The organism is Streptomyces sp. NPDC006733 (genome assembly GCF_040636125.1).
GTDB lineage: Bacteria > Actinomycetota > Actinomycetes > Streptomycetales > Streptomycetaceae > Actinacidiphila.
The window spans coordinates 1-19,857 of record NZ_JBEYJD010000045.1; the positions used below are offsets into that span (position 1 = coordinate 1).

Genomic DNA, 19,857 nt, shown 5'->3' on the forward strand with positions numbered 1-19,857 from the left:
CGGTTACATTCCGAACCCGGAAGCTAAGCCTTTCAGCGCCGATGGTACTGCAGGGGGGACCCTGTGGGAGAGTAGGACGCCGCCGAACAATCTTTGAGAAGAAGCCCCTCAGGCAATAGCCTGGGGGGCTTCTTCGCGTTGTCCAGTCGATGGATACAGCCCCCGGGAACCGGGCCCCCGGCACTGAACGCCCTGGACTCCACGGCCCTGTAGGTCCCGACGGCCATCCAAGCCCCGTCCGAAGGCCGGAACCTAGACCGGACCTAGACCGGAACCTAGGCCGTGATTACAGGCGACCCGCGGCCTTCAGGGCCAGGTACGCGTCTGCCAGGGCGGGCGCGATGGTTGTCGGCGGGGCGTCGACGACCGTGATGCCGTGGCGGGAGAGGCGCTGGCTGGTGCGGCGGCGTTCGGCGCGGGACTGTTCCGCGGCGGCTGCCGCGTAGACGCTGTCCAGCGTGCCGCGGCCCCGGGCCATCTCCTCGACGCGGGGATCGGCCACGGAAGCGACCAGGACCTCGTGCCGGTGGGTGAGCTGGGGGAGGACGGGCAGCAGCCCCTCCTCCATGGGGGCCGCGTCGAGGCCCGTGAGCAGGACGACCAGGGAGCGGCGGGGGGCGCGCTGCAGGATCGCGGCGACCAGGCCCCTCGCGTCGGACTCCACCAGTTCGGGTTCGATCGGCGCCATCGCGTTGACGAGGGCCGGAAGCATGTCGGTGGTACTGCGGCCCTGGACGGAGGCGCGGATGCGGCGGTCGTGGGCGAGGAGGTCCACGCGGTCGCCGGCCCGGCCGGCGAGGACGGCGAGCAGGAGCGCGGCGTCCATGGCGGCGTCGAGGCGCGGGGCGTCTCCGACGCGGCCCGCCGAGGTGCGGCTCGTGTCGAGCACGATGAGGATGTGGCGGTCGCGCTCCGGACGCCAGGTGCGTACGGCGACGGTCGTGCGGCGCGCGCTCGCGCGCCAGTCGATGGAGCGCGTGTCGTCGCCGGGGATGTATTCGCGCAGCGAGTCGAATTCGGTGCCCTGACCGCGGATCAGCAGCGAGGTGCGGCCGTCGAGTTCGCGGAGCCGTGCCAGCCGTGAGGGCAGGTGCTTGCGGCTGGTGAAGGGCGGGAGTACCCGGACGGTCCACGGGATGCTGTGCGAGCCCTGGCGGGCGGCGAGGCCCAGCGGGCCGTGCGAGCGCACGGTGACGCGTTCGGCCTTGCGGTCTCCGCGGCGGGTGGGGTGCAGCAGGGTCGTGACGCGGCGGCGCTCGCCCGGCGGGACCGTCAATCGGTGTCGGGACGCGGCCACTTCGGTGCCGGGCTGCCAGCTGCTGGGCGGCCAGGAGTCGCGCAGCAGGGCGCGCAGCGGGCGGCGGCCGGGGTTGGTGACGGTCAGGGTGACGGTCGCGGTGTCACCGAGTCGAACGGATGTGTCACCGATTCGAGTGAAATGGAGCTTTCGCACTGGCGCGGCGAGCGCGAGATCGCACAGAATTCCGAGCAGAAGGACGCCTTCGACAGCGAGGATCCCGCTCCAGCCGGGGAGCAGGACGCCGACGACGATGGCGCCGAGCGCGGCGAGGAGGGCGGTGCGTCCGGTGAGGGCCATGGGCTGTCCCCGCCGGCCTAGCGGGGCACGGGGACGTGGGCGAGGATCGCGGTGATGACCGAGTCGGCCGTCACGCCCTCCATCTCGGCCTCGGGCCGCAGTTGCACCCGGTGGCGAAGCGTGGGCAGGGCGAGGGCCTTGACGTCGTCGGGAGTGACGTAGTCGCGGCCGGTGAGCCAGGCCCAGGCGCGGGCGGTCGCCAGCAGGGCGGTCGCACCGCGCGGTGAGACGCCGAGGGTGAAGGAGGGGGATTCCCGGGTGGCTCGGCAGAGGTCGACGATGTAGCCGGTGATCTCCGGGGAGACGGATGTCTTGGCGACGGCGGAGCGGGCGGCTTCGAGGTCGTCGGGGCCCGCGACGGGACGCAGGCCGGCGGCCGCGAGGTCCCGGGGGTTGAAGCCTTCGGCGTGCCGGGTGAGGACGTCTATCTCGGTGGCCCGGGAGGGCAGCGGAAGGATCAGCTTCAGCAGGAACCGGTCGAGTTGGGCTTCGGGCAGCGGATAGGTGCCCTCGTACTCGACGGGGTTCTGGGTGGCCGCGACCAGGAACGGATCGGGGAGGAGGCGCGGGGTGCCGTCGACCGACACCTGGCGTTCCTCCATCGCTTCGAGGAGGGAGGCCTGGGTCTTGGGCGGGGTGCGGTTGATCTCGTCGGCGATCAGCAGGTTGGTGAAGACCGGGCCCGGCTGGAAGGAGAACTCGGCGGTGCGGGCATCGTAGACGAGCGATCCGGTGACGTCGCCGGGCATGAGGTCGGGCGTGAACTGGACGCGCTTGGTCTCCAGTTGGAGGGACGCGGCCAGGGCGCGGACCAGGAGGGTCTTGGCAACTCCAGGGACGCCTTCCAGCAGGACGTGTCCTCGGCACAGCAGGGCGACCACCAGGCCGGTGACTGCTGCGTCCTGGCCGACGACGGCCTTGGCGATTTCGGTGCGCAGGGCCTCGAGCGAGGCGCGGGCACTGTCGGCTGTCGGGGCGCTCACGGAGTTGCGTACCTCTCTGTGGAAATGATGCGGCGCTCTAGGGCGTCGAGGTCGTCGGCCAGACGCAGCAGGGCCGCGTCGTCGGAGGGTGGTGGGCCGTAGAGCAGCGCGCCGGGGTCGGGGTGTGCGGCGCCGAGGAGGGCGGCGACGGCTGCGACGAGGGCCGCGGGGTCGGCTGCCGGTGAGGCGCCGACGATCGGTGCGAGCCGGTCGCGGGTGGCCTGGCGCAGCGCTTCGGCTGCCCTGGCACGGGCGTTGGCCCGGCGGTAGAGGCGGGCGCGGCCTTCGGTGGCTTCGGAGGCGTGGACCGCCACGGGGAGCCGTTCGGCGACGACGGGGCCGAGGCGGCGGGCTCTCCACAGGGCGGCGACGGCTGCGGCGATCATCAGCTGCAGGAGCCCCCAGCTCCAGCCGTCGGGGATGAGGTCGAAGAAGCTCTTGCGCTCGCCGTCGAGTGCGGCGGCGTCGCTGAGGGAGGGGAGGTACCAGACGAGTTTCGGGTGGGCGCCGAGGAGTTGCAGGGCGAGGGAGGCGTTGCCCTGCACGTCGAGGCGGTCGTTGGTGAGGAGCTCGGCGGAGCCGAGGACGACCGTGTCGCCGTTCGCGGCGGCCGGCAGCCGGATCAGGGTGGGGTTGCCGCCGCTGGGGTAGCAGCGGTCGGCGCCCGGCACGGAGGTGGCGTACTCGACGCCGCCGACCTCGGCGTCGCCCGCCCTGGCGGCGGTGGGCCAGGAGCACTGCGGGGTGAGGGTCCGGGTGTCGGTGGGCGCGAGCGCCTGGACGCCGGGCGCGAGCGCCTCGGCCGCGGAGGGGCCGGGGGAGAGGAGGACGGTGCGGCCGCCGGACCGTTCGGTGGCGCTGTGGAGGAGGGACTGCTGATGGGAGGTGAGCAGGTCGGGAACGGTCACGAGCAGGGTGGTGCCGCTGTCGAGCGCGGCGGTCGCCTCGTCGGTGGTGGTCACGACGGTCGTGGTGACGCCCTGGGCCGCGAGGAGCTGGGCGACGGCGCGGCTGCCGGCGGCGTCGGCGGAGCGGGGGTCGAGCGCTCCGTGGTTCTCGCCGGAGCGCAGCGCGGCGTAGCCGACGCCGAAGACGAGCACGGCGAGCGCGGCGGCCAGGAGGGCGCGCGAGCGGGTCCACAGCTGGCGGGCGGTGGGCGCGAGCGAGGTGCCGGGGTCGACCGGCTCGGCGCCAGGGTCGGCCGACGTGTCGGGCGGGGCGGGTGCGGGGGAGACGGTCATGGGCGGGCGTCCTCCGCGTCGGCGAAGCGGGGCTTGGCGCGCTGCAGTCGGCCGTCGAGGTCGCGGACGAGCCCGTACGTCTGCTCGGTGCCGGTGCGGCCGCCGTAGGTGAGGTCGTCGAAGAGCCGGGCGGCGTCCGCCAGTGCGGTGGCGTGGTCGGGCAGGGCGCGACCGGCGTCGCGGGCGGCTTCGTCGGCGGTGCGGCCGGGGCGCGGGTCCAGGACGGTCCGTTCCTCCAGGGCGCGGACGAGGGCGCGCATCCGTTCCTGGGACGCCTCCGTCCAGCGGCGGGCGGCGGCGTGCTGCTCGGCGGCCGCGCGGTGCTCCGCCGCGGTGCGGGTGCGGTCGCCGAACAGGCCGGGCCCGTCGGTGGTGGCCTGGCGCACCCTGCCGAGCCGCCAGCGCAGGGCGGCCAGCAGCAGGACGACGGTGAGGACGATGACCACCAGCCCCACCCCGCCGCCCGGGGTGGCGCCGGAGGCTGCCGTCAGCAGGTCGCCGACCCGGTCCCAGAGCCAGTCCAGCGCGCGCTGGAACAGGCTCGGGTCGTGCTGGTGGTAGATCCCCTTGGACAGCTCGTGCTCAGCCGCCTCGCGGGCGGCGCCGCGCGGGGTGGTGACCGGTGCGTCCCCCGACACCTGGGGTCAGCTCTCGGGGGTGGGGCGGTCCGGGGTCCCGGGGCCGCCGTAGCCGGGCAGGCCCGCGGCGCGGGCCAGTTCGATGTCGAGGGCCTCGCGCCGGATGCGCTGGTCCATGTAGAGCAGGGCGGTGACGCCCGCGCTGATGGGGAGGGTGATGGCAGTGCCGATGACGCCGCCGACGGCGGTGACGATGAGGAAGGTCCAGCCGAGGTCGGCGTTCTCGGACAGGAAGGAGCCCGCGCCGTCCCCGCCGACGGCCCCGGCGATCAGCGTGAACGGGACCTGGATGGTGCCGGAGACGATGGTGGTCAGCAGCCAGGCCAGCAGCTGGACGCCGAGGATCCGCCACCAGGCGTCGCGGACCAGCTTCATGGAGCGCTTCATGGACGCGATGACGCCCTGCTTCTCCAGCATGAGGGCGGGGGAGGCCAGGCTCCAGCGGACCCACATCCAGATCGCGACGGCGCAGCCGCCCAGGCCGCCGATCAGGGCCAGGGTGATACCGCCGGCTTCGGCGCCCAGCGCGATGAGCACGATGCCCGGCACGGTGGCGACGCCGATGATCAGGAGGGAGATCAGGGGCAGCAGCAGGGTCAGCCCGAGCAGGCGCAGCAGCTGGGGACGGGAGTCCCGCCAGGCCTCGCCGGTGGTGACGGGTCGTCCGAGGACCGCGCGGCTGATCACCATGGTGAGCATCGCGGTCGCGAAGATCATGGCGATGAGGCTTATCAGGGCCGCGACACCGGTGCCGCCGAGGGCGCCGCCGGCCGAGCGCAGGATCTCGCCGGACGTCGCGTCCGGGTCGTTCTGCACCCGGTTGAAGTCGGAGTCACTGCCCAGGAACAGGCCCTGGACGACGACGAGTACGGCCTGGGTGACCAGGGCGACGGCCAGCGAGATGCCCAGCACGACCCGCCAGTGGGCGCGCATGGTGGAGACCGCGCCGTCGAGGATCTCGCCGACGCCCAGCGGGCGGAGCGGGATCACGCCGGGCTTGGCGGCCGGGGGCCGGCCCCAGGGCGCCTGCTGCCAGCCGCCCGGGGCACCCCAGCCGGGGCCGGGCGGTGGGGGCGGCGGAGGCGGGCTGCCCCAGCCGCCGCCCGCCGGGGCGGACCACTGGTTGGGCGGGGGCTGCTGCTTGGACCAGTTCGGCGCCGCGTCCTGCGGGGCCGGGTTCGGGGGCGGTGGGGGCGGTGCCTGGGGACTGTCGCCGCGCTCCGGCTCGTGGGAGTCGGAGGATCCGGGCGATGCCCAGCCCGGAGTGTCGTTCATCGCTGCTGCCCCTTCGCCTGCGTTCAGTGTGCTGGCCATCGTGCCATGGGCTGCCGCCAGTGGGGCCCGGCAGGGCAGACTGGGCGGATGGGTGATCAGTTCTCGATACCGGCGGCCAACGGCATTCCCGCGCTCCGATGGGAGGAGCCGCCCGAAGGACCGGTGCTGGTGCTCCTCGACCAGACCCGTCTGCCGGGCGAGGAGGTGGAGCTGGCCTGCACCGATGTGCAGGGGCTGGTGCAGGCGATCCGGGACCTCGCGGTGCGCGGCGCACCGGTGTTGGGGCTGGCGGGGGCGTACGGAGTGGCCCTCGCGGCCGCCCGCGGCTACGACGTGGACGAGGCGGCGGACCTGCTGGCCGCGGCCCGGCCGACCGCCGTCAATCTGGCGTACGGGGTGCGCCGGGCGGTCGAGGCGTACCGGGCGGCGGTGCCCGGGGGCCTGGAGGCGGCCGCGGCCGCCGTGCTCGCCGAGGCCCGCGCGCTGCACGCCGAGGACGCGGCGGCCAGTGCGTCCATGGCCCGCCGCGGGGCGGAACTGCTGGGGGAGCTGGTGCCGGGCGGCGGCTACCGCATCCTGACGCACTGCAACACCGGAGCCCTGGTCTCCGGCGGGGAGGGCACGGCGCTGGCCGTCGTGCTGGCGGTGCACCGGTCGGGCGAACTGCGCCGACTGTGGGTCGACGAGACCCGTCCGCTGCTCCAGGGCGCCCGGCTGACCGCGTACGAGGCGGCGCGCACCGGCATGCCGTACACCGTGCTCGCGGACAACGCGGCCGGGTCGCTCTTCACCTCCGGCGAGGTGGACGCGGTGCTGATCGGCGCGGACCGGATCGCCGCCGACGGCTCGACGGCGAACAAGATCGGCAGCTACTCGCTGGCGGTGCTCGCCCGCTACCACAACGTGCCGTTCATCGTGGTGGCCCCGTGCACGACCGTGGACCTGGAGACGCCGGACGGCGCCTCGATCGAGGTGGAGCACCGGCCGGGCCACGAGGTGACGGATCTGGGGGCGCCGCTCGGCGCCATGGCGTACAACCCGGCGTTCGACATCACGCCGCCGGAGCTGATCACGGCTGTCGTCACCGAGCGCGGTGTCGCCTCACCCGTCACGGCGGACGCACTCAGGGTGATGTGCGCCCCGGATGCGCGGTGACGGGCGGAGCCGTCGCGCGCTTGCGCTGCGTAACCTGACTCCCGGACTTCGGCGTACGGTTCGACCGGCAGTGGCGAGATTGTGCAGTGGCGTCTCTGCGCAGGACCGAAGTGATCCGCAGGCCATTTTTCGCCATCACGCGCTACCGCAGGCCAGCCGCTGACCTGCGCAGACACGCCCACGACAGGGGTGACTATTAACACGCTGGTCGATCAAACGGTTACGACAATGGGATGATGATGCAATGAAGGGTCGAGTCCTGGTCGTCGATGACGACACCGCACTGTCCGAGATGCTCGGCATCGTGCTGCGTGGTGAAGGTTTTGAGCCGTCGTTCGTAGCAGACGGTGACAAGGCCCTCGCCGCTTTCCGGGAGACCAAGCCTGATCTTGTTCTCCTCGACCTCATGCTCCCGGGTCGGGACGGCATCGACGTATGCCGGCAGATCCGCGCGGAGTCCGGGGTACCTATCGTCATGCTCACCGCGAAGAGCGACACGGTCGACATCGTGGTGGGTCTGGAGTCCGGCGCCGACGACTACGTCGTCAAGCCGTTCAAGCCGAAGGAGCTGGTCGCACGCGTCCGGGCCCGGTTGCGGCGGGCGGAGGAGCCGACGCCCGAGCAGCTCACGATCGGCGACCTCGTCATCGACGTGGCCGGGCACTCCGTCAAGCGCGACAGCCAGCCGATCGCGCTGACGCCGCTGGAGTTCGACCTGCTGGTCGCGCTCGCCCGCAAGCCCTGGCAGGTGTTCACCCGCGAGGTGCTGCTGGAGCAGGTGTGGGGATACCGGCACGCGGCCGACACCCGGCTGGTCAACGTGCACGTCCAGCGGCTGCGCTCCAAGGTCGAGCAGGACCCCGAGCGTCCCGAGATCGTGGTGACCGTCCGCGGCGTCGGCTACAAGGCGGGTCCGGGCTGACATGTCGGCGTCGTACGAGCGTGAGCGCTTGGAGAGCCGGCTCGCGGACCCCCTGAGCGGTCTGCTGCCGGTCCTGCGCTCGTGCGTGCGCTGGGCACGCCGTCCGCTGCTGCCCGCCGTCCGGCTGTGGCGGCGCAACATCCAGCTGCGGGTGGTGGCGGTCACGCTGCTGATGTCGCTGGGTGTCGTGCTGCTGCTGGGCGTGGTCGTCATCGGACAGGTGAAGAACGGCCTGCTCGACGCCAAGGAGCAGGCCTCGCGCGGCCAGGCCAGCGGCGGCTTCTCGGTGGCCCAGGCGCAGGCCGACAAGGAGAAGGAGCGGGACACCGCTCAGGTCGCGGGCGGCGGGACCACCCGCGGCGGGATCGACTCCGGCACCTGGCTGAACAACCTGGTCGGCCAGCTCGCCAGCGGCGGCAAGGGCGTGTACTCGGTGGTCGCGCTCAGCCCCGGCACCGGCGACGGCGCCGACGCGCGCGGGCCGCGCACCTCGGGCCTGGTGCTGCCCGACGACAGCATCCCGCAGGACCTGCGCGACAGCGTGGAGACCCGCTCCGGCTCGCAGGAGACGTACACGACGATCAAGCGGGAGAACGATCCGAGGCCGCAGAACGCGCTGGTCATCGGCAAGCGGCTCAGCGACGTGAACGGCAAGCCGTACCAGCTGTACTACCTCTTCCCGTTCGACCAGGAGGAGACGACCCTCGGCCTGGTCAAGCGCACCCTGGCGACCGCGGGGATCTTCGTCGTGGTGCTGCTCGGGGCCATCGCCTGGCTGGTCACCCGCCAGGTCGTGACGCCGGTCAGGATGGCCGCCGGGATCTCCGAGCGGCTCGCCGCCGGGCGGCTCCAGGAACGGATGAAGGTCTCCGGCGAGGACGACATCGCGCGGCTCGGCGAGTCCTTCAACAAGATGGCGCAGACCCTGCAGATCAAGATCCAGCAGCTGGAGGAGTTGTCCCGGCTGCAGCGCCGGTTCGTCTCCGACGTCTCGCACGAGCTGCGGACGCCGCTCACCACCGTCCGGATGGCCGCGGACGTCATCCATGACGCCCGCGAGGACTTCGACCCGGTGACCGCGCGCTCCGCGGAACTGCTCGGCAGCCAGCTCGACCGGTTCGAGGGGCTGCTCTCCGACCTGCTGGAGATCAGCAGGTTCGACGCGGGCGCCGCCGACCTGTCCGCGGAGCCGATCGACCTGCGGGACGTGGTGCGGCGGGTGGTGGACGCCGCCGAGCCGCTGTCGGAGCGCAAGGGCAGCCGGGTGATCGTCCGGGGCGACGAGCAGCCGGTGATAGCGGAGGCCGACCCGCGCCGGGTCGAGCGCGTGCTGCGCAACCTCGTGGTCAACGCCGTGGAGCACGGCGAGGGCCGCGACGTAGTGGTCCGGCTGGCGACGGCCGACGGAGCGGTCGCGATCGCGGTCCGGGACTACGGCGTGGGGCTCAAGCCCGGTGAGGCGACCCGGGTGTTCAACCGCTTCTGGCGCGCCGACCCGGCACGCGCCCGCACCACCGGCGGCACGGGCCTCGGCCTGTCGATCGCGGTGGAGGACGCCCGGCTGCACGGCGGCTGGCTGCAGGCGTGGGGCGAGCCCGGCGGTGGCTCGCAGTTCCGCATGACGCTGCCGCGTACCGCGGGCGAGAGCCTGCGCGGCTCGCCGATCGCGCTGGAGCCCGAGGACTCCCGCCGCAACCGCGGGCTGAACGCCGCCGGTACGCCGCCGCGGCCGGACGCCCCGCCGATGCCGCGCACCTCCCCGCTGTCGCCCGCGCTGCCGCCCATGCCGTCGGCGCCGGCGCGCCCGCCGGCCGCGGACCCCGCGGCGCTGCCCGGGAACGGATCGCGGGTGGTCGGGCACGAGTCGGGTGGTGCGGCAGACTCTGCACGGGAGGACGAACGCTGATGCGGGTGACGGGGGAGCGGCGGGCCCGCTGGGGCGCGCGCCGGCAGGTGCGGGTGTGGGTGCCGCTGGTGTGCGCGGTGCTGCTCGCCGGCTGCGCCTCGATGCCGGGCAGCGGCGAGGTGCACAAGGTCGCGGGGGAGCAGAGCGCCGACTCGGACCAGCAGGTGCAGGTGCTCGGGATCAAGCCGCAGCCCGGGGAGTACCCGGACCAGATCGTGCGCGGCTTCCTGGAGGCGACGACCAGTGACGAGGCCGAGTACGCGACGGCCAAGGAGTACCTGACGACGTCGATGGCCCAGCGCTGGGACCCGTTCGCGAAGATCACGGTCCTGTCGGGCGGCCCGTCGCCGGTCGAGGAGCAGTCCGGGACCGCGCGCAAGGAGGGCTTCCACTCCTTCGGGCTGAACGGCACGCAGGTCGCGGCGGTGGACGAGAAGCACGCCTACACCTCGGGCGACGGCACGGCCTTCCACACCTCCTTCCAACTGGTGAAGGAGAAGAACGAGTGGCGGATCGACTGGGTGGACAACGGGCTGGTGCTCACCGAGTCCGACTTCCAGCGGATCTACCACTCCGTCAACATGTACTACTTCGCCAACCTCGGAACGGCCGGCGTGGGTGCGTCGACGCTGGTGGCCGACCCGGTCTACCTGCGGCGACGGATAAATTCACTGGAGTCCGCGGTCTCGGCGATGCTCGGCGGCCCGACCGACTGGCTCGCGCCCGTGGTGCGCTCGGAGGCCCCCAAGGGCGTGGCGCTGTACACCAAGGACGCCGACCACGGGGTCTCCCTCGACGACGCCCAGCACCTGCGGGTGCGGCTGAACGCGATGGCGGACCGGATGGGCGCGGCGCAGTGCCAGCGGCTGGCGGCGCAGTTGCTGCCGACGGCGCAGAGCCAGTCGGCAACGAAGATCACCTCGGTGGAGGTGCAGCGCGCGAACGGCGACTCGGCGTGCACGCTGACCGACGAGCGGGCCAAGCCGTACCTGCCGGAGACCCTGAGCGGGGTCTCGCCCCGGCAGTTCTTCATCGACGACCACCAGCAGCTCGTCTCGCTGCCCGACGACAACAGCTCGCTGGCGGAGCCGGTGCCGGGCGTGCTCGGCGGGGCCACCGCGAAACTGCTGTCGATCGCGGTCAAGCGGGACGAGCAGTACGCGGCCGGGGTCAGGGCCGGCGGCCGCGAACTGCTGGTCGCGAACATCTCCAAGGGCTCGTCGGACCAGGGCAGAGTGGCGCTGACCAGCACCGCGCACGGCGCGAACGACGGCCTGAGCGCGCCCAGCTGGGACGGGTACGGCAACCTGTGGGTGGCCGACCGCGACGGCTCGCGGTCCCGGCTGCTGATGCTGCGGGACGGCTCGGGCGACGCCCGCGAGGTCGCGGTGCCCGACCTCGGTGACGCGCGGATCCAGTCGCTGCGCGTCGCGGCGGACGGGACGCGGATCGCGATGCTGGTCAAGAAGGGCGACCGGACGACGCTGAAGCTCGGCCGGATCGAGCGGGGCGGCACGGCCGAGGTGCCCGTGATCACGGTGACGGCGCTGAAGAGCGTGACGCCGCAGCTGGAGGACGTCACCGCCGCGTCCTGGGCGGGCGGCAGCCGGCTGCTGGTGGTCGGGACCGAGGCGGGCGGCCTGCAGCAGATCCAGTACATGAACACGGACGGCTCACTGCCGTCCACGCCCGGCCTGCCGGGGATCAGCGACGCGGCCTCGGTGGCGGCGTCGGAGGACCAGACGAAGCCGCTGCTCGCGGCGTACAAGGGCGGCATCTACCGGCTGCTGGCGCAGGACGCGAACTGGAAGCAGATCGCGGCCAAGGGCACCGGGCCGGTCTACCCGGGCTGACCCTCCCTCCGGGCACCCCGCGCGGGTTTTCCACAGGCCGGGCACGGGGCTGGTGGAGGGCCTCCGCAGCGGGCAGAGTGGTGGCCATGCGGGCGTGGTGGACGGAGTTCGCCGGGCTGGTCCTACCGGTCGACTGCGCGGGATGCGGTCGGCCGCGCACGACCCTGTGCGGCGGGTGCGCCGAGCTGCTGGGCTCGCCGGACGGGGCGGCCGTGCGGCGGGTGCGGCCGGATCCGGCGCCGGGCGGGCTGCCGGAGGTCCATGCCGCGGCCGGCTACGCCGACGAGGTGCGGGCGGTGGTGCTCGCCCACAAGGAACGCGGCGCGCTGGGGCTGGCCCGGCCGCTGGGCGCGGCGCTGGCCGGGGCGGTGCTCAGGGCGGGTGCCGCGGATCCCCTGCTGCTGGTTCCGGTGCCCTCCGCGCGCCGGACGGTGGCGGCCAGGGGACACGACGCGACCCGGCGGATCGCGCGGTGCGCGGCGGCCGAGCTGCGCCGGTCCGGGCGGCGGGCGCGGGTGGCCGCGGTGCTGCGCCACCGGCGGGAGGTCGCCGACCAGACGCGGCTGAGCGGCCGCGAGCGGCTGGAGAACCTGGCGGATGCCGTGGTGGCCGGAAAGGGTGGTCGCGGGCTGCTGGCGGTGGCTCCGGTGGTGCTGGTGGATGACCTCATGACGACCGGGTCCTCGCTGGCCGCGGCGGCGCGGGCGGTGGAGGCGGCGGGCGGCCGGATCGCCGGGGCGGCGGTCGTCGCGGGGCCGGTCGAAACGGAACTTTGGCCTGGAACACATCGTTGCAGCTAGTACAGCCGGGCGTTCACCCGAACGGAGGTATACCGATGCTGGGGATGCCGACCTCCACACTCCAGGACTATGTTCGGTTGTGAGGCAAGGTGAACACCATGGGGTGTTGATCTTGCTGGTGGGGGAGAAGGAGGTGAAAGCCGCCGCTTCGGTGGCTCCGGCGAATTTCGGGGCAGGAGAAGCTGCAGCTGACGCAGCGCCGTGAGGGACAGGTGCCCGACCGGCCTAAGCGAATGGGATGCGCTCCGCGTGTTCGGAGCGATCCGGAACGGAGTTCTGAGTGGACATCGTCATCAAGGGCCGCAAGACCGAGGTGCCTGATCGGTTCCGTAAGCACGTGACCGAGAAGCTGGACAAGATCCAGAAGCTCGACGGCAAGGTGATCAGCCTGGACGTCGAGGTGTCCAAAGAGCTCAACCCCCGCCAGTCGGACCGTTCCGACCGGGTGGAGATCACACTGAACACCCGCGGCCCCGTGGTGCGAGCCGAGGCCTCTGCGGCCGATCCGTACGCCGCTCTCGACCTCGCGGTGGCCAAGCTCGAAGCGCGGCTGCGCAAGGCGGCCGACAAGCGCCGGGTGCACCATGGCGGCGGGCGTACCCCCGTCAGCGTCGCCCAGGCCACAGCCGGGCTGACCGGCGAGCTGAACGGCTCGGCGCCCGCTCCGGAGGTGGAGGACGCCGTACCGACGACCCGGATCGGGCCGCTGGAGGTTCAGGGGGACGGTCCGCTGGTGGTGCGCGAGAAAACGCACGCCGCCGCGCCGATGGCGCTCGACCAGGCCCTCTACGAGATGGAGCTGGTCGGGCACGATTTCTACCTTTTCATCGACTCCGACACGGGCTCACCGGCGGTCGTCTACCGGCGGCACGGCTACGACTACGGAGTCATTCACCTGAAGGCGGACCCGTCCGCCGAGGAGGCGCCCTCCGGCGCGGGCGGCGCGCTCCGCCGCTGAATTTCCCCGCCGCATCGCCCTGAGAACGGCCGCCGCCCCCGGACAACTCCGTCGGGGGCGGCGCCGCGTTCCCGGCCGGCCCCCCGGCCGCGAAAGCACCGGACGGGTCCCAGTCGTGAAAGCATGGGACAAGCTGCCAACTCTGGCCTGAGGGGGAGGATCTGATGCCGGACAGCTTCGAGCCCGCAGACATCGGCGACGAGGGGCACGCCCCCGCGAGGGACCACCTGGAGGCGCCCCGCAAGGAGCCCATCAGGGTGCTGGTCGTCGACGATCACGCCCTGTTCCGGCGGGGACTGGAGATCGTCCTCGCCCAGGAGGAGGACATCCAGGTCATCGGCGAGGCGGGGGACGGCGCGGAAGCCGTCGAGAAGGCCGCCGACCTGCTGCCGGACATCGTGCTGATGGACGTCCGGATGCCCCGGCGCGGCGGGATCGAGGCCTGCACCTCGATCAAGGAGGTCGCTCCCAGCGCCAAGATCATCATGCTGACGATAAGCGACGAGGAGGCCGACCTCTACGAGGCGATCAAGGCCGGCGCCACCGGCTACCTGCTCAAGGAGATCTCCACGGACGAGGTCGCCACCGCCATCCGCGCGGTGGCCGACGGCCAGTCGCAGATCAGCCCCTCGATGGCGTCGAAGCTCCTCACCGAGTTCAAGTCGATGATCCAGCGGACCGACGAGCGCCGGCTGGTGCCCGCGCCGCGGCTCACCGACCGCGAGCTGGAAGTGCTCAAGCTCGTGGCGACCGGCCTGAACAACCGTGACATCGCCAAGCAGTTGTTCATCAGCGAGAACACCGTGAAGAACCACGTGCGCAACATCCTGGAGAAGCTGCAGCTGCACTCCCGGATGGAGGCCGTGGTCTACGCGATGCGCGAGAAGATCCTCGAGATCCGGTAGCCCGCGCGCGGCCGGGTGAAGGTCAGCGGCGGTCGTGCGTCCGAGCGAGCGCGTCCGCCAGGGGCTCGCGCAGGACCTCCGGCAGCACCCGCTCCACCCGCGCCTCCTGGCAGCCGACCCAGCCGGCCGCCTCCGCGATCGCCTCGGCCGCCGGCTGCACCGCCTTCGGGCCGTCGAGCGTCACCTGCCGGGCCACGAGGGTGCTGCCCTCGCGCGCCGGGTCCACCCGGCCCACCAGGTTGCCGCCCGCCAGCAGCGGCATCGCGAAGTAGCCGTGGATCCGCTTCGGCTTGGGGACGTACGCCTCCAGCCGGTGGGTGAAGCCGAAGATCCGCTCCGTGCGCGGCCGGTCCCAGACCAGGGAGTCGAACGGGGACAGCAGCGTCGTCCGGTGCCGGCCGCGCTTCGCCGAGGACTCCGCCTCCAGCACCAGCGGGTCCGCCCAGGCGGGCTTGGACCAGCCCTCGACCTCGACCGGGACCAGCCCGGAGCCCTCGATCACCGCCATCACCTGCTCGCCCTTGAGCCGGTGGTAGTCCGCCAGGTCCGCGCGGGTGGCCACACCCATCGCCGCCCCGGCCTGCGCCACCAGCCGCCGCATGCACTCGGCGTCCTCGATGTCGTCGTGCAGCAGATCGGCGGGGACGGCGCGCTCCGCCAGGTCGTAGACGCGCTTCCAGCCGCGCCGCTCGGTGCAGACCACCTGGCCCGTGTCGAGCAGCCACTCCACCGCGATCTTCGTCTCCGACCAGTCCCACCACGGGCCGCCGTTCTTGGCGCCACCCAGCTCCGTGGACGTGAGCGGCCCGTCGGCCTTGAGCCGGTCCAGGACGGCGCCGCACGAGCGGTCCGCGTCCTCCAGGACGTGCCAGCGGTGGCCCTTGTCCCGCCGGGCACGGCGCCGGAAGGCGAAGTGCGGCCACTCCTCGATGGGCAGGATGCAGGCGGCGTGCGACCAGTACTCGAAGGCGTGCGCGTCCTTCCAGTACGCCGTCTCCACGGCGTCCCGGCCCACGGCGCCCAGCCGCGCGTACGGGATGAGCTCGTGCGAGCGAGCCAGGACGGAGATCGTGTCGAGCTGGACCGCGCCCAGTCTGCGCAGCACCCCGCGGACCCCCGCTCGCCGGTCCGGCACGCCGAGCAGGCCCTGCGCCCGCAGGGCGATCCGGCGGGCGTCGTCCGCGGACAAGGTGGCTACGGGAGGAGGCAGCGGTGTCATGCCGGAGAGCCTAGAGCGAGCCACTGACAACCCCCCGGGGAACCCCCGCGCCGGCCGGCCACGCTCCGCGGAACCCCGGCCCCCGACCGGCCGCGCCCCGCGGAACTCCGGCACCGGCCGACTACGCGCCGGGGAACGGCAGGTACGGCGTCCGCAGCGCGAGTCCCAGGTCCGAGGGGAGCAGCGACCCCGTCCAGCAGTCCCGCCGCGTCCCGTTGTGGACGACCTTGGCGCGCTGGGTGCCCTCCATGGCGAAGCCGATCCTGCGGGCGACCGCCCGCGACCCCTCGTTGCCGGCGTCCGCGTACCACTCCATGCGCTCCACGCCGAGGTCCGTGAACGCCCACCGGCACACCGCGAGGCCCGCCTCCGCGGTGTACCCGCGGCCGCGGTGCTCCTTGACCGCCCAGTAGCCGAGCTCGGCCTGGTGGTCCGGCGGCCCGATCCGGCCGATCCGCACCAGGCCCAGCGAGCCGACCAGCGTGCCGCCGTCCCGGGTGAAGGCGCCGAAGTTGTAGAGGATGTCGTCGGCCCACCCCTGGGCGCTCACCGGACCCGCGAAGTCCGCCGCGTGCTCGCGCGTGTACGGCCAGGGGATGCTGGTGTAACGGGAGATCTCGGGGTCCTGGCACGCTTGGTACACGGCCTCGGCGTCGCCCGGCTCCAGCGTGCGCAGGACGAGCCGTTCGGTGGTCAGGGTGATGGGCTCCATGACCGGAGTATCGCCGACCGCCGGGCGGGTTGAAAAAGCGATTTGTAGCACTACGCGGGGTGACGAGGGACCCGTGTGCTGACGGACCTCCCGGCCCGCAGGTGTCCTCGCTTACGATGGCCGTTGCGGCGGAGTGCATCCCGCTGTGCCCAGCGCGAGATTACGTGCCAGGCCCGACCGGCAAGGAGCCAGCCTACGTGTCCGTCTTCAACAAGCTCATGCGTGCAGGCGAAGGCAAGATCCTGCGCAAGCTGCACCGCATCGCGGACCAGGTCAATTCCATTGAAGAGGACTTCGTCAATCTGACGGACGCCGAGCTTCGGGCCCTCACCGCCGAGTACAAGGAGCGGTACGAGGGTGGCGAGACCCTGGACGACCTGCTCCCCGAGGCGTTCGCCACGGTCCGTGAGGCCTCCAAGCGCGTGCTCGGCCAGCGCCACTACGACGTCCAGATGATGGGCGGCGCCGCCCTCCACCTCGGATACGTCGCGGAGATGCGCACCGGTGAGGGCAAGACCCTCGTCGGCACCCTGCCCGCGTACCTGAACGCGATCTCCGGCAAGGGCGTCCACCTCATCACCGTCAACGACTACCTCGCCGAGCGCGACTCGGAGTGGATGGGCCGGGTGCACAAATTCCTCGGCCTCGAGGTCGGCTGCATCCTGGCGAACATGTCGCCCGCGCAGCGCCGCGAGATGTACAACTGCGACATCACGTACGGCACCAACAACGAGTTCGGCTTCGACTACCTGCGCGACAACATGGCGTGGTCGAAGGACGAGCTGGTGCAGCGCGGCCACAACTTCGCGATCGTCGACGAGGTCGACTCGATCCTCGTGGACGAGGCCCGTACCCCGCTGATCATCTCCGGCCCGGCCGACCAGGCGACCAAGTGGTACGCGGACTTCGCCCGCCTGGTGAAGCGGCTGAACCGGGGCGAGGCCGGCAGCATCGGCGTCGAGGAGACCGGCGACTACGAGGTCGACGAGAAGAAGCGCACGGTCGCCATCCACGAGAGCGGTGTCGCCAAGGTCGAGGACTGGCTCGGCATCGACAACCTCTACGAGTCGGTGAACACCCCGCTCGTCGGCTACCTGAACAACGCGATCAAGGCCAAGGAGCTCTACAAGAACGACAAGGACTACGTCGTCATGGACGGCGAAGTCATGATCGTCGACGAGCACACCGGCCGCATCCTCGCGGGCCGCCGCTACAACGAGGGCATGCACCAGGCGATCGAGGCGAAGGAAGGGGTGGACATCAAGGACGAGAACCAGACCCTCGCCACGATCACCCTGCAGAACTTCTTCCGCCTCTACGACAAGCTCTCCGGCATGACCGGTACGGCCATGACCGAGGCCGCCGAGTTCCACCAGATCTACAAGCTCGGCGTCGTCCCGATCCCAACCAACCGCGACCTCGCGCGCCTGGACCGGGCGGACCTGATCTACCGCACGGAGGAGGCGAAGTTCGCGGCCGTCGTCGAGGACATCGCCGAGAAGCACGAGAAGGGCCAGCCGGTCCTGGTCGGCACCGTCTCGGTCGCGAAGTCCGAGTACCTGTCGGCGCAGCTGTCCAAGCGCGGGGTGCCGCACGAGGTGCTGAACGCCAAGCAGCACGACCGGGAGGCGTCCATCGTCGCCCAGGCCGGCCGCAAGGGCGCGGTCACCGTCGCCACCAACATGGCCGGCCGCGGTACCGACATCAAGCTCGGCGGCAACCCCGAGGACCTCGCCGAGGCCGAGCTGCGCCAGCGCGGCCTGGACCCGGTCGAGCACGTCGAGGAGTGGGCCGCGGACCTGCCGGCGGCGCTGGAGCGCGCCGAGGCGGCCGTCAAGGCCGAGTTCGAAGAGGTCAAGGAGCTCGGCGGCCTGTACGTGCTGGGCACCGAGCGCCACGAGTCCCGCCGCATCGACAACCAGCTGCGCGGCCGCTCCGGCCGTCAGGGCGACCCGGGCGAGTCCCGCTTCTACCTCTCGCTGGGCGACGACCTGATGCGCCTGTTCAAGGCCCAGATGGTCGAGCGCGTGATGTCGATGGCCAACGTGCCGGACGACGTTCCGATCGAGAACAAGATGGTGACGCGGGCGATCGCGTCGGCCCAGTCGCAGGTCGAGCAGCAGAACTTCGAGATCCGCAAGAACGTCCTCAAGTACGACGAGGTGCTGAACCGGCAGCGCGAGGTCATCTACGGCGAGCGCCGCCGCGTCCTGGAGGGCGAGGACCTGCACGAGCAGGTCCGGCACTTCATGGACGACACGATCGACGCGTACATCGAGGCCGAGACGAAGGACGGCTTCGCCGAGGACTGGGACCTGGACCGGCTGTGGAACGCCTTCGGGCAGCTCTACCCGATCAAGATCACCGTCGAGGACCTCGAGGACGCGGCCGGCGACCGGGCCGGCATCACCGCCGAGTTCATCGCCGAGACGGTCAAGGACGACATCACCGAGCAGTACGAGGAGCGCGAGGCGCAGCTCTCCGGTGACGTGATGCGCGAGCTGGAGCGCCGCGTGGTCCTGTCGGTGCTCGACCGCAAGTGGCGCGAGCACCTCTACGAGATGGACTACCTCCAGGAGGGCATCGGGCTGCGCGCCATGGCGCAGCGCGACCCGCTGGTCGAGTACCAGCGCGAGGGCTTCGACATGTTCACCGCCATGATGGAGGGCATCAAGGAGGAGTCCGTCGGCTACCTGTTCAACCTGGACGTCCAGGTCGAGCAGCAGGTCGAGGAGGTCCCGGTCGAGGACGCGGCGCCGTCGCTCGTCAAGGACGCCCGCCCCGAGATCCGCGCCAAGGGCCTGGACGCCCCGCAGCGCCCGGACCGGCTGCACTTCTCCGCCCCTTCGGTGGACGGCGAGGGCGGTGTCGTCGAGGGCGACTTCGAGAACGAGAGCGCCGGGTCCGACTCGGACGGCCAGACCCGCGCGGAGCGCCGCAAGGCCGCCAAGGGCGGCAAGCGCCGCAAGAAGTAGCGCGCGCACGGCGCCGCGGCAACGCGGCACCGCACGCACGTCAGCACCACCGGCCGGGGCCGGACTCCCATCGCGGGGGTCCGGCCCCGGCCGCGTCCGGCCTCCGGGCCCCTCGGCGGGGCACCCGGGCCCGTCAGCGGGCCTCCACGGCGGTGCACCGCCAGACGTCCCCGCCCGGCCCCGCCGCCGGGCCCCGCTCCAGGCGGAAGGCGATGGCGCGGAAGGCGTCCCGGGCCAGGGAGACGACGGCCGTCACCTCCAGGGCGCCGTCGAGCTGCCGCACGACCTGGCAGCTGTGGACGTAGGGCGCCTGCCCGCGGGCCCGGTGCCGCCAGTCGGCGCGCGCGTTCACCAGCTCCCAGAGCCGGTCGTAGGCGGCGCCGCGGACCCGGCCGGCCAGGCAGCTGATGGGCTGCCGGCCGGTGAGGACGGTGAGCAGCCGGCCGGCGAACCACACGTGCGGCGGAACGGCCCCCGGCCGGCCCGCCCCGGCCGGCGGGCGCCGGTGGTCGTGCCGGTGGTCGTGCCGGTTGGGCGGCCCCGACCTGCGGGCCGCGCGGGCCGGGCCGGGGCGGGCGGACGCGGGTGACGTGACGGCCATGCTGGTACCCCCCTGGGTGCGGTGCCTGACGGGATCCGCCGGATTCCACCGTTCGGTACCCCGGTTCTAGGGGGCCGCGGGGGCCGGGGCAACGCCCTGCGCCGCCCCCGGGCACCG

Annotated in this window: 16 protein-coding genes and 1 rRNA gene; 9 read left to right on the forward strand and 8 right to left on the reverse strand. The window is 72.5% G+C overall.

What is annotated here, in order from left to right; translation table 11 throughout:
• Window positions 1-88: ribosomal RNA gene (gene rrf / locus ABZ721_RS31935) — 5S ribosomal RNA — on the forward strand; the annotation flags it as partial.
• Between the two features lie 198 nt (window positions 89-286).
• On the opposite strand, the gene ABZ721_RS31940 is transcribed toward rrf, so the two are convergent.
• From ABZ721_RS31940 to ABZ721_RS31960, 5 genes are read right to left on the reverse strand one after another with little or no spacing between them, the layout of a single operon-like run.
• Window positions 287-1,597, reverse strand: coding sequence for a DUF58 domain-containing protein (locus ABZ721_RS31940; RefSeq protein WP_358792255.1), 1,311 nt, complete (start codon window positions 1,595-1,597; stop codon window positions 287-289).
• A gap of 17 nt (window positions 1,598-1,614) precedes the next feature.
• Window positions 1,615-2,580, reverse strand: coding sequence for a MoxR family ATPase (locus ABZ721_RS31945; RefSeq protein ID WP_358792256.1), 966 nt, complete (start codon window positions 2,578-2,580; stop codon window positions 1,615-1,617).
• A complete protein-coding gene (locus tag ABZ721_RS31950; RefSeq protein WP_358792257.1) occupies window positions 2,577-3,821 on the reverse strand; it encodes a DUF4350 domain-containing protein in 1,245 nt (414 codons plus the stop codon). The genes ABZ721_RS31945 and ABZ721_RS31950 overlap by 4 nt, the downstream gene beginning before the upstream one ends.
• Complete coding sequence (locus ABZ721_RS31955; RefSeq protein WP_358792258.1) at window positions 3,818-4,459, reverse strand: DUF4129 domain-containing protein; 642 nt, start codon at window positions 4,457-4,459, stop codon at window positions 3,818-3,820. Before ABZ721_RS31955 ends, ABZ721_RS31950 begins: the two co-directional genes overlap by 4 nt.
• Window positions 4,460-4,465: 6 nt before the next feature.
• Window positions 4,466-5,734, reverse strand: coding sequence for a hypothetical protein (locus tag ABZ721_RS31960; protein ID WP_358792259.1), 1,269 nt, complete (start codon window positions 5,732-5,734; stop codon window positions 4,466-4,468).
• An 87-nt stretch (window positions 5,735-5,821) separates the two neighbouring features.
• Between ABZ721_RS31960 and mtnA the strand changes: the two genes are divergently transcribed.
• The 7 genes from mtnA (at window position 5,822) to ABZ721_RS31995 (ending at window position 14,233) form a co-directional block, all read left to right on the forward strand.
• Window positions 5,822-6,889 (forward strand): S-methyl-5-thioribose-1-phosphate isomerase, encoded by a 1,068-nt coding sequence (gene mtnA / locus ABZ721_RS31965; protein ID WP_358792260.1) that lies wholly within the window; start codon window positions 5,822-5,824, stop codon window positions 6,887-6,889.
• A gap of 244 nt (window positions 6,890-7,133) precedes the next feature.
• Window positions 7,134-7,811 (forward strand): two-component system response regulator MtrA, encoded by a 678-nt coding sequence (mtrA, locus tag ABZ721_RS31970; protein WP_277438461.1) that lies wholly within the window; start codon window positions 7,134-7,136, stop codon window positions 7,809-7,811.
• A gap of 1 nt (window position 7,812) precedes the next feature.
• Window positions 7,813-9,717: an MtrAB system histidine kinase MtrB gene (mtrB, locus tag ABZ721_RS31975; RefSeq protein ID WP_358792261.1), complete on the forward strand. Its 1,905-nt coding sequence runs from the start codon at window positions 7,813-7,815 to the stop codon at window positions 9,715-9,717.
• Window positions 9,717-11,570, forward strand: a complete 1,854-nt coding sequence (locus tag ABZ721_RS31980) for an LpqB family beta-propeller domain-containing protein (protein ID WP_358792262.1) — start codon at window positions 9,717-9,719, stop codon at window positions 11,568-11,570. Before mtrB ends, ABZ721_RS31980 begins: the two co-directional genes overlap by 1 nt.
• An 86-nt stretch (window positions 11,571-11,656) precedes the next feature.
• Window positions 11,657-12,370, forward strand: coding sequence for a phosphoribosyltransferase family protein (locus ABZ721_RS31985; RefSeq protein WP_358792263.1), 714 nt, complete (start codon window positions 11,657-11,659; stop codon window positions 12,368-12,370).
• Between the two features lie 280 nt (window positions 12,371-12,650).
• Entirely contained in the window at window positions 12,651-13,328 is a 678-nt protein-coding gene (raiA, locus tag ABZ721_RS31990; protein ID WP_358792264.1) for a ribosome-associated translation inhibitor RaiA, read from the forward strand.
• Between the two features lie 191 nt (window positions 13,329-13,519).
• Window positions 13,520-14,233, forward strand: coding sequence for a response regulator transcription factor (locus tag ABZ721_RS31995; RefSeq protein WP_358792299.1), 714 nt, complete (start codon window positions 13,520-13,522; stop codon window positions 14,231-14,233).
• Between the two features lie 22 nt (window positions 14,234-14,255).
• Here ABZ721_RS31995 and ABZ721_RS32000 read toward each other — a convergent pair whose 3' ends face one another.
• Window positions 14,256-15,452: a crosslink repair DNA glycosylase YcaQ family protein gene (locus tag ABZ721_RS32000; RefSeq protein WP_358792265.1), complete on the reverse strand. Its 1,197-nt coding sequence runs from the start codon at window positions 15,450-15,452 to the stop codon at window positions 14,256-14,258.
• Window positions 15,453-15,573: 121 nt separating this feature from the next.
• Window positions 15,574-16,164, reverse strand: a complete 591-nt coding sequence (locus ABZ721_RS32005) for a GNAT family N-acetyltransferase (RefSeq protein ID WP_358792266.1) — start codon at window positions 16,162-16,164, stop codon at window positions 15,574-15,576.
• Window positions 16,165-16,361: 197 nt separating this feature from the next.
• On the opposite strand from ABZ721_RS32005, the gene secA reads away from it, so the two are divergent.
• Window positions 16,362-19,139, forward strand: coding sequence for a preprotein translocase subunit SecA (secA, locus tag ABZ721_RS32010; RefSeq protein WP_358792267.1), 2,778 nt, complete (start codon window positions 16,362-16,364; stop codon window positions 19,137-19,139).
• Window positions 19,140-19,272: 133 nt separating this feature from the next.
• On the opposite strand, the gene ABZ721_RS32015 is transcribed toward secA, so the two are convergent.
• On the reverse strand, window positions 19,273-19,740 hold the full coding sequence (locus tag ABZ721_RS32015) for an Rv3235 family protein (RefSeq protein ID WP_358792268.1): 468 nt from the start codon (window positions 19,738-19,740) through the stop codon (window positions 19,273-19,275).
• Window positions 19,741-19,857 lie beyond the last annotated feature (117 nt).

Coding starts and splice junctions, on each gene's coding strand:
- mtnA (WP_358792260.1), top strand. CDS start 5,822: ATGGGTGATCAGTTCTCGATACCGGCGGCCAACGGCATTCCCGCGCTC.
- ABZ721_RS31980 (WP_358792262.1), top strand. CDS start 9,717: ATGCGGGTGACGGGGGAGCGGCGGGCCCGCTGGGGCGCGCGCCGGCAG.
- mtrA (WP_277438461.1), top strand. CDS start 7,134: ATGAAGGGTCGAGTCCTGGTCGTCGATGACGACACCGCACTGTCCGAG.
- ABZ721_RS31950 (WP_358792257.1), bottom strand. CDS start 3,821: ATGACCGTCTCCCCCGCACCCGCCCCGCCCGACACGTCGGCCGACCCT.
- ABZ721_RS32005 (WP_358792266.1), bottom strand. CDS start 16,164: ATGGAGCCCATCACCCTGACCACCGAACGGCTCGTCCTGCGCACGCTG.
- ABZ721_RS32015 (WP_358792268.1), bottom strand. CDS start 19,740: ATGGCCGTCACGTCACCCGCGTCCGCCCGCCCCGGCCCGGCCCGCGCG.
- ABZ721_RS32000 (WP_358792265.1), bottom strand. CDS start 15,452: ATGACACCGCTGCCTCCTCCCGTAGCCACCTTGTCCGCGGACGACGCC.
- ABZ721_RS31940 (WP_358792255.1), bottom strand. CDS start 1,597: ATGGCCCTCACCGGACGCACCGCCCTCCTCGCCGCGCTCGGCGCCATC.
- ABZ721_RS31960 (WP_358792259.1), bottom strand. CDS start 5,734: ATGAACGACACTCCGGGCTGGGCATCGCCCGGATCCTCCGACTCCCAC.
- mtrB (WP_358792261.1), top strand. CDS start 7,813: ATGTCGGCGTCGTACGAGCGTGAGCGCTTGGAGAGCCGGCTCGCGGAC.
- ABZ721_RS31985 (WP_358792263.1), top strand. CDS start 11,657: ATGCGGGCGTGGTGGACGGAGTTCGCCGGGCTGGTCCTACCGGTCGAC.